Origin of the sequence: Maribacter sp. MMG018 (assembly GCF_018100785.1) — a bacterium.
Taxonomy (GTDB): domain Bacteria; phylum Bacteroidota; class Bacteroidia; order Flavobacteriales; family Flavobacteriaceae; genus Maribacter.
In genome coordinates this window covers 537,149-550,135 of the sequence record NZ_JAGJEC010000002.1, presented here as the reverse complement: position 1 = coordinate 550,135, position 12,987 = coordinate 537,149, and the positions used below count along the sequence as shown (strand labels likewise).

Here is a 12,987-nt window from a genome sequence, read left to right as displayed (position 1 = left end):
GTTAAAACTATACAGTTTTAGTTAACATGTCTTAAAATTCGGATAATTGAACTACCTATTTATCTTCTGAGCATTGATCCATCGGATGTATTGCGCTTTATTTCGGTTGTGTTGCACAATATTCTCCGCAAACATGTGGTACCCAAAATTCTCTACGTTGGCCACAAAATAATAATAGTTATGTTTTTCGGGGTTTAAGACTGCATCTACGGCACTAATATCAGGCATTGTAATGGGTCCTGGTGGTAACCCTCCATATTTATAGGTATTGTAAGGCGAATCTAGCTCTAAATCTTTATACAAAACCCTTTTTATGACCGTGTCAAAATTTCCTGTTTCTTTTTTAATGGCATAAATGACCGTGGGATCTGCCTGCAAAAGCATTCCTTTTTTTAACCTATTAAGGTAAACGCCCGCTACTTTTGGCCGTTCGTCTACCTTGGCCGTTTCTTTATGGACTATAGAAGCCAAGGCAATTACCTCGTTTGGACTAAGCCCTTGTTTCTTTGCCTTCGCCACACGCTCCTCGTTCCAAAATCGCTTATATTCTTTTAACATGCGATCCCTGAATTCTTCTGCAGAGGTATTCCAAAAAAACTCGTAACTATTCGGAATGTATAGAGACAACATATTATCGGCATTAAAATTATTGGATTTTAAAAAATCGATATCCTTAAATGCCGCTAGTAAACTAAGGCTATCGGCCTCTATTTGGTCGGCAATTCTACCCGCCAGGTTTTCTACCCTTTCTTGATTGTTGAAAGAAACCTTTACGGGAATGTTGTTTACCCTTAAGGTGTTTATAATCTCATTATTGTTCATCCCTTTCGAGATTTTATACTTCCCCCCCCTTATATTTTGATCATACCCTTTTCTTTCCGCCGCAGACTTAAAAGAATCCAAATCGGTCAATAATGGCTCAAGATTTTCCAAAACTTCATCAAAAGATGCCTCTGAACCTATATACACATAAGCTTCTTTATTATTAAAATTAGTATTCGGCGTAAAAAAGGTACTATAGACCATGTAGGCAAATAAGCTACCTACTACAAGGCCAAGCAGTACAATGGCCAACAAAATCTTCTTGATATACATTATTTATTAATCTTTTGAAATAATAATTCGTTCTTATATTTTCCGTTAGAAGATATCCAATCTTTCTTGACCCCAACAAGCTTAAAACCTAATTTTTCAAAAAGATGTATACTTGGTGTATTTTCCTCTAAAATATTGGCATACAATTGCCTTAATTGCAAGACACCAAAAGCATACTCACATAAAATCTGTAACGCCTCACCTCCTACTCCTTTGTTACGGTCTTTTTCGTTGACTACGATTATACCTACCCCCGCTCTTTTGTTCTTAGGGTCAAAATCGAACAGGTCTATAAATCCTATTGGGGTATCATCTATTTTACTAATTACCAAACGTAGTTGTTTTACATCATAGATGTCTCTGTGCGCATTATCTAGATATAATTGTAATACATCTTTAGAATAAGGAGTAATTGTCCCACTTATTTCCCATACGGCAGGGTTGTTCTCCAATTGATACAAAAAATCCAAATCTCTCTGCTCAAGAGCCCTTAACTTTATATTTTCTCCCCTGAGGCTTACCATGATATCGTTCCTTTAAATACCTGTTTTGCCTCTCCTGTCAAATATATTTGATGGTACGTTCCTTGATCCAATTTGAAATCAACTTTTAGTCTACCTCCGACTGCATCAATATTCACGCTCTCTCCGTCTACCTTTCCAGAATGATGCATTGCCAATGCTACCGCCGTAACCCCTGTTCCACAGGATAATGTTTCGTTCTCAACACCACGCTCATAGGTTCTCACCTTAAAAGTATCACTTGCCCCTTGTTCAACAAAATTTATATTACTGCCCGTTTCGCCATAAATACCATACCTAAGTTTAGCACCTTCTTTAACCACATTAAAGTTCTCTATATCTGAAACCAACTGAACATGATGAGGAGACCCCGTATTTAGAAAAATGGCATTCGGCTTCTCATGTATCTCCGAAACATCTTGCATTTTAAGACTTATAATATCTTCATTCACAGAGGCTTCATGAAGACCATCTACCGCCATAAACCTTGTAACCTCTCCTATAACTCCCAAAAACTTGGCAAAAGCAACGATGCATCTACCTCCATTGCCACACATACTACCCTCTTTACCGTCTGCATTAAAATAGACCATCTTAAAATCTGTATCAGTATCATCTTCTAAGATAATTAGTCCGTCCGCTCCTATACCGAATCTTCTGTGACATAAATGCGCCACCAACCTTTCGTCCTCTTTCGGAAAAAAAAGTGTCCTATTATCAATGACCACAAAGTCATTTCCGGTTCCCTGATATTTATAAAATGTAGTTTCCATAAGCCAGATAAAGCCACAAAGATAGGGTTTTATTAAAGTTGTTTATGCAGTTAAAAAGTAGTTAAACCATCACTAAAAAAAATGAAATAATGTAATTTTACATAGAATTCCTTAAAACAGAACAGATTATGAAAAGAATTGGAAGTCTTTTACTTGTTTCCATTTTTTCGGGAGCCATTACTTTGGGAGCATATAAATTCTTCTTCGAGAAAACTGGTTTTGCCATTGTTTCTACAAGCGACAATTCGCACCCTGTTGTAAGCACCAGCTATACTCCCACTTCTGCCAAAGGTGCGGGAATAAATGAAGTAGATTTTACCAACGCCGCGGAAACTACCGTAAACTCTGTAGTACACGTTAAAAATTTGACATTAAACAAGAGACGAACAAGTGTTTTCGACTTCTTTTATGGATATGGGGAAACCGTAACCCCACAAGTTGGAATGGGATCTGGTGTCATTATATCACAAGATGGCTATATTGTCACCAACAACCATGTAATCGCAAATGCCACACAACTTCAGGTAACCTTGAACAACAACAGAACCTATGAAGCCGAATTGGTAGGAACAGACCCTAATTCTGACATTGCACTTATAAAGATAGATACGGACGAAAAATTGCCTTATTTAGCTTTTGGAGATTCCGATAACACAAAAATTGGCGAATGGGTACTGGCGGTCGGCAACCCCTTTAACTTAACCTCTACCGTAACGGCGGGTATTGTAAGTGCAAAGGCAAGAAGTCTGGACACCCGATCCAACCAGTCTTTTATTCAAACCGATGCAGCAGTAAACCCGGGCAACTCTGGAGGAGCTTTGGTAAACACCAACGGGGATTTAATTGGGATAAATACCGCAATATCGTCCCAAACCGGTTCTTATGTAGGCTACTCTTTCGCCGTACCTAGCAACATTGCCAAAAAGGTTGTCAACGATATTATAGAGTATGGCAATGTACGTAAAGCCTTTATGGGCATTAGACCCGCACCAGTAAATACAAGAGATGCCGTAGAAAGGGGCATAAATAATATCGACGGTGTATATGTTGAATATATAGAAGAAGAATCGGGAGCATTCGAAGCAGGTATGGAATTGGGAGATATCATTAAAAAGGTAGATGACATTTACGTTCATAAATATCCGGATTTAACCGGCTACCTATCTACCAAGCGACCAAACGATACCATTAATGTGACTGTTAGAAGAGATGAAGAAGAAATAGTTCTTCCCATAATCTTAAAAGAACGCCAGCAATTAATAGTTCCGGAAATGGGAATGGAAGTAAGAAACCTTACCGAAGCCGATAAAAAACGGTACAGGACCAAATATGGCGTAAAAATCATTGGTGTTCCCGAAAGATATAGAGGGTATGGGCTTGAAGGTAAAGTTATTGTACGAGTCGACGATAAGGATATAAAAAATATATCTGACGCGGATACTGCCTTCGGTGCCATATCAAGATACGGAAAAACAATAATTACCTTGTTAAGTAAGGGTGGCGAAAAAGAAAGACTCATTTTTCAGTAACGTCGATAAATAGACTTAGTAAGAAGCATCCGCCAAAAACGGATGCTTCTTTTTTATAAATCTGTTATAAAAATATTTTATTGTCTTACTTTTGAATAAAAATATAACAATCTCAATCCCTATGCCACGTAAAGTATCTTACGAAAAAGAATTAGCCTTTCAAGCCGACAGAAGAAAGGCCACTACCGAATTTATTAAGATAATTAGTGATTTGTGGTATGACAAATCAATTGAAATAGTTCTATTCAAAAACCAACTCATAGACCGTAACGTCAGCGACATCATACAACTGCACGAATATGCGGGCGAGTTTGTACAGAAACCGATATCTATTTTTGATTCTGTAGAATTACTAAGGGCCATAAATGATATTCCGTTGCCCCCCTCAAAATTGGATATAGGAAAACTAACCTATGAATATCATTCTGACGACAATAACTTTAACAATGTAAAGGCCTTTGTAATCGACAAACTTAAAAGCGCCAAAGATTATAAAGGTATCCGTCCCAAAGATGTAGTTCTTTATGGTTTTGGAAGAATAGGCCGCCTGTTAGCGAGGGAATTGATGTCGAAAACAGGAAAGGGCTCACAAATGCGCTTAAGGGCAATAGTGGTCAGGGGAGATATCAACGAAGAAATATTGGAAAAAAGGGCAAGTCTGTTACGTACAGATTCTGTCCACGGAAAATTTACGGGAACCGTAAACACCGATTCCGAAGAAAACTCCTTGATAATAAACGGTACAACGGTGTATATGATAAGTGCCGACAAACCGGAGAACGTGGATTACACAAAATATGATATCTCTGACGCTCTCGTAATAGACAATACAGGTGCTTTTAGAGACAAAAACCAATTATCGCGCCATTTAAAAGCAAAAGGAGTTTCTAAAGTCTTGCTCACGGCTCCTGGCAAGGAAATTCCGAATATCGTACATGGGGTCAACCATTTAAAATATGATCCAGATTCTACCGATATATTCTCGGCAGCATCCTGTACCACCAATGCCATTACCCCAATATTAAAAGTAGTAGAAGATTCCTTAGGCATTCGAAAGGGGCACTTAGAAACGATACATGCCTATACGAACGACCAAAACCTTGTGGACAATATGCATGGCAAGTACCGCCGAGGCAGGGCGGCGGCCCTTAATATGGTTATAACCGAAACAGGTGCAGGCCAAGCGGTGGCCAAAGCGCTACCTTCACTAAAGGGCAAACTTACCTCTAACGCCATTAGGGTTCCGGTACCCAATGGATCATTGGCCATTCTTAATTTAGAGGTAAAGAACAAAACGTCATTGGAAGGTATTAATACCATTATAAAAAAATACGCCCTTGAAGGCGACCTTGTAGAACAGATAAAATACTCCCTTAGCAAAGAGTTGGTTTCCTCCGATATCGTAGGATCCTCGGCACCAGCGGTATATGACAGTAAGGCCACCATAGTTACCGAAAACGGGAAAAACCTTATTCTATATATATGGTACGACAACGAATATGGCTACTCGCATCAAGTTATAAGACTCGCAAAGTACATTGCAAAAGTTAGAAGATACACGTATTATTAAAGTTAAATAAAAAACATCCTATTTCTTTGTTTTTACGTACTACTATATGAGAAGACAAGCTTTAGGCGTTTTTTTTTCTTAATTGATTTTATTCAATTACTTTAGTCTTCTCTAAATCATTTTTTAACGGCAATTTTTTAAACGAATGAAGATCTTAAGATTACTATGTTTGTTAACAATCCTACTTAGTGTTAATTTACAATTTGCGCAAGATGCAGAGAACGAAGAAAAACTATCACTTGACGAAGGCCCTATAAGCGGTCAATTCGATTATGTATCCAAGAAATCGGGTAATTATCGCGCAGATGGTATTCGGTATGAAGTTGTAAAAGAATCCAATCTTTATAAATTAAGAAAGAATGTTCTGGATTCCATAGCGGGTTTCAACAAGAAAATATCGGAGTTAAAGAATACTATTTCCGAACATGAGACGACCATAACCTCTTTAAACAAAAAACTTGATGAGACCACTACCAACCTTACTGCCGTAACAGAAGAAAAGGACAGTATGTCTTTCTTGGGAATGTTGGTTTCAAAAGCTACCTATAATATTATTTTATGGACGATAATTGCCGGGCTTTTCTTGTTATTGGGAATATTCATCTACAAATTCAGAAATAGCAATATCCTTACGCAAGAAGCGAAACAAAACTTATCTGAATTGGAAAAAGAATATGAAGACCATCGCCGTAGGGCACTGGAACGGGAGCAGAAAATAAGTCGTCAACTGCAAGACGAACTTAACAAGCAAAAAAAAGCTAAATAATATAAAAACAAGCCCCATTACGGGGCTTGTTTTTTTGTGGCCCCTATCTATAATGCACCCTTTTAACCTAGAGCTACCGTACATTATGTATCCTTTACAACCACTACTCCCCTACACCATTCATTCCAAAATTATCCGTGAAAGCAGACAAAAAAAATCTTTTTGTTTTCACTACTTTTGAATCGCTAAACAACGTTATTCCTATAAGTATTATGCGAATCGACATCATAACTGTATTACCAGAATTACTAAAAAGTCCTTTTGAGGCCTCTATTATGAAAAGAGCAATCGAAAAAGGATTGGTAGAGGTCCATTTCCATAATTTAAGGGACTACACCGATAGTAACTACAAACAGGTAGACGATTACCAATTTGGGGGCGGTGCCGGAATGGTAATGATGATAGAGCCTATAGACAAATGTATTAGCGATCTAAAATCTCAACGTAGTTACGACGAAATAATATACATGACGCCCGACGGGGAAACCCTGAACCAAAAAACTTCAAACAGTCTATCGCTGCTAAAAAACATTATTATACTCTGTGGCCATTATAAGGGTGTGGACCAAAGGGTAAGGGATGCTTTTGTAACCAAAGAAATTTCTATAGGAGATTATGTACTTTCTGGCGGAGAATTAGGAGCCGCCGTACTGTGCGACACCATCATAAGATTGCTTCCGGGTGTTTTAAACGACGAAACATCTGCCCTGACAGATAGTTTTCAAGACGATTTACTAGCTCCTCCCGTATACACAAGACCCGCAGATTATAAAGGAATGAAGGTTCCAGAAGTATTACTAAGCGGTAATTTTGGTAAAATTGAACAATGGCGGGAAGAAAAGGCCTTGGAAAGGACCGAGAAAATGAGACCGGATCTTTTGAGGTAGCATGCCATCAAAATAAAATAACAAAAATATTTGCAAGTATTAATATTAGAACTATTTTTGCACCCTGTTAAATCAACCTCTGACGAGAATCGTGAAAGTTGTTTTAATCTAATTCCTATATTAAAATAAAAATGGAATCATTAATTAAGTTTGTTCAAGACGAATTTGTAGAAAAAAAAGAATTTCCTGAATTTTCGGCTGGTGACACTATCACCGTTTATTACGAAATTAAGGAAGGTGAAAAAACACGTACACAGTTTTTTAAAGGTGTGGTTATACAACGTAGAGGCACTGGTGCCACTGAGACATTTACTATTAGAAAAATGTCGGGAACTGTAGGTGTTGAGCGTATTTTCCCAATTAATTTACCCGCACTACAAAAAATAGAGGTTAACAAGAAAGGTAAAGTACGTAGATCTCGTATTTACTATTTCAGAGGCTTAACCGGTAAAAAAGCTAGAATCAAGGAAATTAGATCATAATTTCTACTTAAAATAGAATGGAAACACCGATACTTATGTGTCGGTGTTTTTTTATGAACAATTGTTAAAAAGACCTGTTTATAACATGTTCATTATTAATTGTTTACATTATTGCCGTTTACTCAAAAAAAATTACTATATTTAAGTGTGAAATAGAAAGTATCTGAACGGTAAAGTTCGTTATTATCTGTTCACTATAAAGTTTACGTTCTTTATATTGTTGTTTAACCAATCTTAAAGTTTTCTTTGAAAAAATTGGGAAAGGTGAGTAATAAAATTAAGGGCTGTCGCTCTTAAGATTGTTATAGACAAACATTTTTTACCGTCAAAAGTGAAGAAGTTGATTTGTTAAGACAACAAAAAAGACATGTAAAGTAGGCGCTTGGTTCTATAATTAAGGCCAAAATACACGTCAAACGTTGATATAGTGACGCAGAAGCAATCAAGGGTTGCGGTTTTGATTAAAATCAAAACAACATGTCTGTAAACTATTTCTAAAAAGCCATATCCATATATTTATATATCGATATGGCTTTTGCTATTAAACAAATCTTTGTAAAACCCTTAAATATTAAGGAGACTCCCCTCTTTTAAGCCTAGAGAAAATCGTATCTTTACATCGCTTAAATTTAAAATTAACAAACTAATGTCCAAAATTTTTTATACTAAAACGGACGAAGCGCCAGCTTTGGCCACTTCATCCTTTCTACCAATTGTTAAAGCATTCACCAAAACTTCAGGAATAGAAATCGAAACCAAGGATATTTCCCTGGCCGGAAGAATCGCTGCCGTTTTTTCCGATTATTTAACCCCGGAACAGAGAGTTTCCAATGATTTGGACGAATTGGGCAAACTAGCCAAAAACCCTGAGGCGAATATTATAAAACTACCGAATATTAGTGCTTCCATTCCCCAATTAAAAGAAGCCATTTCAGAATTACAGGCCAAAGGATATAATCTACCTGATTACCCCGACGAACCTACTTCAGATGAAGAGAAAGAGGTAAAAGCCAAATATGATAAAGTAAAAGGAAGTGCTGTAAACCCTGTTTTAAGGGAAGGAAACTCTGACAGAAGGGCCCCGCGAGCGGTTAAGAACTATGCCAAACAAAACCCCCACAGTATGGGAGCTTGGTCACACGATTCAAAAACGCATGTTGCCACCATGTCGCACGGCGATTTTAAGTCCAATGAAAAATCGGTTACCTTGGACAAAGCTACCGATATACAAATAGTATTGAACACTGCCGACGGCAAAAAAGAAATTTTAAAAGAGAAACTTTCTTTGCTCGACGGTGAAATTATTGATGCGACCGTTCTAAGCAAAAAAGCCTTATTAGATTTTCTAGAAGAACAGATTGCAGACGCAAAAGAAAAAGGAGTATTGTTTTCGGTTCACTTAAAGGCTACAATGATGAAGGTCTCCGACCCTATCATTTTTGGCCATGTGGTCGAAACATTCTTAAAACCGGTTTTTACAAAGTACGAAGCTACTTTTGACAAGCTGGGAATAAACCCTAATGATGGTCTCGAGGTATTATTCAATAAATTAAACGAATTACCCGAAAACGAAAGAACCGAGATCGAAAATGAAATCACGGCTGTTTTAAGTGACAGGCCTGCACTGGCAATGGTGAATTCTGACAAAGGTATTACCAACCTTCATGTACCCAGTGACGTAATCATCGATGCATCCATGCCTGCCATGATCAGAAATTCTGGGCAAATGTGGAACGCCGAAGGAAAGCCGCAAGACACCAAAGCCGTAATACCCGATAGCAGTTATGCGGGCGTTTATTCGGCAACGATCGATTTTTGTAAAGAACATGGCGCATTCGATCCTACCACTATGGGGACTGTACCAAACGTAGGCCTAATGGCCCAAAAAGCGGAAGAATATGGTTCTCATGACAAAACTTTCGAAATTAAAGAAAATGGCAAGGTAGAGGTAATAGACCTTAACTCGGGCAAAGTTCTTATGGAGCATAACGTAGAGGCCGGTGATATATGGCGTATGTGCCAAGTGAAGGACGCCCCTATACAAGATTGGATAAAACTTGCAGTTTCAAGAGCTAGGGCAACAAATGACCCTGCTATTTTTTGGCTTGACGAAAACCGTGCACACGACCTAGAGTTGATCAAAAAAGTAAATACCTATTTGCCACAACAGAATACGGAAGGTTTGGATATCCGTATCCTTTCACCTGAGGATGCCACCAAATTCACTTTAAAAAGAATCAAAGAAGGCAAAGATACCATCTCTGTGTCGGGTAATGTTCTTAGAGATTACCTAACGGACCTTTTTCCTATTCTTGAGGTAGGAACAAGCGCCAAAATGTTATCGATCGTTCCGTTAATGAACGGAGGAGGCTTGTTCGAAACAGGAGCTGGAGGTTCGGCCCCCAAACATGTAGAGCAGTTTTTAGAAGAAGGCCATTTAAGGTGGGACTCTTTGGGAGAATTCTTGGCACTTGGGGTTTCTTTAGAATTTTACGGAGATAAGAACAACAACAGTAAGGCAAAAATACTTGGTGAGGCATTGGACAGTGCTACAGAAAAATTTTTGGTGAACGACAGGTCTCCTTCTAGAAAAGTAAACGAATTAGATACGAGGGGTAGCCATTTTTACCTGGCAATGTATTGGGCAGAAGCCTTGGCCGAACAAGATGAGGATCAAGAACTAAAAGAAATTTTTGCTTCTATTAGCACCAATTTAAAAGAGAAAGAGAAACAAATTTTAGACGAGTTGTTAAAAGCACAAGGAAGTCCACAAGACATCGGGGGCTATTATAAGCCAGACCCTTCTATGGAATCGAAGGCGATGCGTCCTAGCAACACGTTTAACAGTATTCTAGATACCATATAAAACACTTATAACAAGGCCTCTAAAAAGAGGCCTTGTTTTTTTTATTAATCGCTTATAATTGAATCCTTACACAATTTCTCTTTATTTTTAAGAAAAAATTCTAAATGAAGAAGCCTATCTGGCTATTTTTGCTTGTATGCCTTTTTAATGGCACCATGTCCTTTTCTCAACAAAAATATACCTTAAGCGGGTCGGTAACGGAAGAAAACAGCAACGAAACCTTAATCGGTGTTACCATAGCCTTCCCCTCATTGAGTACCGGTGTTACCACCAATGAATATGGCTTTTACTCAATAACCTTACCTGAAGGTGAGTATCAAGTAATTGTAAGTTACCTAGGTTTTAAGAATATTGTTCAGAATATTTCTCTTACCCAAGATCAGAAAATCGATTTTAAACTTTCGGAAGAAGCCGAGCAATTACAAGAAGTGATCGTAACGGAGAATGTTGAAAAAATGGACATTCGAAAACCACAGATGAGTGTAAACACCCTTTCTGTAGGAACCATCAAAAAAATACCGGTAATTCTAGGAGAGGCCGATGTTATCAAATCAATATTACTACTGCCCGGTGTTACCAATGCGGGCGAAGGAGCGTCAGGATTTAATGTAAGAGGCGGTTCTGCCGACCAAAACCTTATTCTTTTAGATGAGGCCGTAATTTTTAATTCCTCGCATCTATTTGGTTTCTTTTCTGTTTTCAACCCAGATGCCATTAAGGATATAAAACTTTATAAAGGCGGTATTCCTGCACGTTACGGCGGTAGGGTCTCCTCTGTTTTGGATATTTTTCAAAAAGAGGGAAACAGCAATGAATTTAAAATTAACGGCGGAATTGGAGCCGTAGCCAGTAGACTTTTGGCCGAAGGCCCTATAAAAAAAGGGAAAGCAGCTTTTTTAATCGGAGGTAGAGCTTCATACGCCCATCTATTTTTGCCCTTGTTCGATGTGGACAACACCGCCTATTTCTATGACCTGAACACAAAACTCAATTATAAGATCAACGATAATAACAATATCTTCCTTTCTGGGTATTTTGGTAGGGATGTTTTTGGTATCAGCGACAGTTTTGTGAATACCTATGGTAATGCAGTAGGGAATTTTCGCTGGAACCATCTGTTCTCCGACAAACTGTTTTCCAACCTTTCCTTAATTTATTCCGACTACTATTACGGCCTGAAACTAGATTTTGTCGGTTTTAATTGGAATTCCGGAATTCAAAATTTCAATCTAAAATATGACTTAAAACACTATGTAAGCGATAAACTTCAGGTGAACTATGGCATAAACAATATTTACTACCAATTTAATCCGGGAAAAATTGAGCCTTCCAATACAAGTTCGGGAATCGTTGAAGAACAACTTGTTCAAAAATATGCCAATGAATTTGCCGCTTATGTAGATTTTGAACATCGACTAACGAGTAATTTAAGCTTAGGCTACGGGCTACGTTTTAGTTATTTCAATAGACTCGGTCAAGATGAACTAAATGTTTACGCCAATGACAATCCGGTAGATTACGACCCTATATTATTAATTTATAAGGAAGCTTCCCCTATTGATGTTATAAACCCGGAAAAAGGTAAAAGCCTTGCCTCATACACCAATTTTGAACCTAGGGCCTCTTTATCATATACATTAAACGATAATAGCTCAATAAAGGCAAGCTATACCAGATTGGCGCAATACCTACATTTACTTTCGAACACGAGCTCCCCCACTCCATTGGACGTCTGGACGCCGAGCGGACCTTTTATAAAGCCCCAATTGTTAGATCAATATGCCCTTGGCTATTTTAGAAATTTTAAGGATGCAACCTATTCCATGGAAACCGAAATCTTTTATAAGGATGTTCAAAATAGAATAGATTACATTGATGGGGCCAACCTAATTGCCAACAACGCCATAGAACAGGTAATCCTCAACGGTGAGGCCAGAGCTTACGGTCTTGAGTTACTTTTGCGTAAAAATGAAGGTAAATTTCAAGGTTGGTTGGCCTATACCTTATCAAAATCCGAACAACGTACACCAGGAAGAAACCTACCTTTTGGCAATATAACCGAAACAGGGATAAATTTTGGGGAGTGGTATAATACACCTTACGACAAAACCCACGATATCTCGGTATATGCAAGTTATGACTTAAATGAAAAATGGAATTTTAACGCCAATTTTGTATACCAGACAGGGCAGCCGACCAACTATCCCATAGGTCAATACGAATTTCAAGGTCTAACGGTTCCCTACTACGGCCTACGAAACGAAGAACGTTTGCCGGCCTATAACCGATTGGATATTTCAGCAACATTGACCCCCAAAAGAAACAAGAACAAAAAAATTAAGGGAGAATGGGTGTTTAGTCTCTATAACGTATACAATAAGAAAAATGCCGCTTCCATAAATTTTAGAAGAAATGATGATACTGGAGCAAATGAAGCCGTGAGAACTTCAATTTTTGGAATAGTACCGGCGGTTACTTATAACTTTAAGTTGTAACAA

The 12,987-nt window shown here is 38.0% G+C and carries 10 protein-coding genes; 7 read left to right on the top strand and 3 right to left on the bottom strand.

Annotated elements, in window-relative coordinates:
- Window positions 1-51: 51 nt before the first annotated feature.
- From mltG to dapF, 3 genes are read right to left on the bottom strand one after another with little or no spacing between them, the layout of a single operon-like run.
- Window positions 52-1,095, bottom strand: coding sequence for an endolytic transglycosylase MltG (mltG, locus tag J8L85_RS10600; RefSeq protein WP_211017075.1), 1,044 nt, complete (start codon window positions 1,093-1,095; stop codon window positions 52-54).
- Window positions 1,095-1,619, bottom strand: coding sequence for a GNAT family protein (locus J8L85_RS10595; RefSeq protein WP_211017074.1), 525 nt, complete (start codon window positions 1,617-1,619; stop codon window positions 1,095-1,097). Before J8L85_RS10595 ends, mltG begins: the two co-directional genes overlap by 1 nt.
- On the bottom strand, window positions 1,613-2,389 hold the full coding sequence (gene dapF, locus J8L85_RS10590; RefSeq protein ID WP_211017073.1) for a diaminopimelate epimerase: 777 nt from the start codon (window positions 2,387-2,389) through the stop codon (window positions 1,613-1,615). The genes J8L85_RS10595 and dapF overlap by 7 nt, the downstream gene beginning before the upstream one ends.
- A 128-nt stretch (window positions 2,390-2,517) precedes the next feature.
- On the opposite strand from dapF, the gene J8L85_RS10585 reads away from it, so the two are divergent.
- The 7 genes from J8L85_RS10585 to J8L85_RS10555 all read left to right on the top strand — a co-directional run bounded on the left by J8L85_RS10585 (window position 2,518) and on the right by J8L85_RS10555 (window position 12,984).
- Complete coding sequence (locus J8L85_RS10585; protein ID WP_211017072.1) at window positions 2,518-3,918, top strand: trypsin-like peptidase domain-containing protein; 1,401 nt, start codon at window positions 2,518-2,520, stop codon at window positions 3,916-3,918.
- 121 nt (window positions 3,919-4,039) lie between these two features.
- Complete coding sequence (locus J8L85_RS10580; RefSeq protein ID WP_211017071.1) at window positions 4,040-5,488, top strand: glyceraldehyde-3-phosphate dehydrogenase; 1,449 nt, start codon at window positions 4,040-4,042, stop codon at window positions 5,486-5,488.
- A 169-nt stretch (window positions 5,489-5,657) separates the two neighbouring features.
- Window positions 5,658-6,254 (top strand): tRNA (guanine-N1)-methyltransferase, encoded by a 597-nt coding sequence (locus tag J8L85_RS10575; RefSeq protein WP_348771751.1) that lies wholly within the window; start codon window positions 5,658-5,660, stop codon window positions 6,252-6,254.
- 212 nt (window positions 6,255-6,466) lie between these two features.
- Complete coding sequence (gene trmD, locus J8L85_RS10570; protein ID WP_211018254.1) at window positions 6,467-7,141, top strand: tRNA (guanosine(37)-N1)-methyltransferase TrmD; 675 nt, start codon at window positions 6,467-6,469, stop codon at window positions 7,139-7,141.
- A 131-nt stretch (window positions 7,142-7,272) separates the two neighbouring features.
- Window positions 7,273-7,623 (top strand): 50S ribosomal protein L19, encoded by a 351-nt coding sequence (rplS, locus tag J8L85_RS10565; RefSeq protein ID WP_211017067.1) that lies wholly within the window; start codon window positions 7,273-7,275, stop codon window positions 7,621-7,623.
- A 646-nt stretch (window positions 7,624-8,269) separates the two neighbouring features.
- On the top strand, window positions 8,270-10,489 hold the full coding sequence (locus J8L85_RS10560) for an NADP-dependent isocitrate dehydrogenase (RefSeq protein ID WP_211017065.1): 2,220 nt from the start codon (window positions 8,270-8,272) through the stop codon (window positions 10,487-10,489).
- Between the two features lie 104 nt (window positions 10,490-10,593).
- Window positions 10,594-12,984, top strand: coding sequence for a TonB-dependent receptor (locus J8L85_RS10555; protein ID WP_211017064.1), 2,391 nt, complete (start codon window positions 10,594-10,596; stop codon window positions 12,982-12,984).
- The last annotated feature ends 3 nt before the right edge of the window (window positions 12,985-12,987 follow it).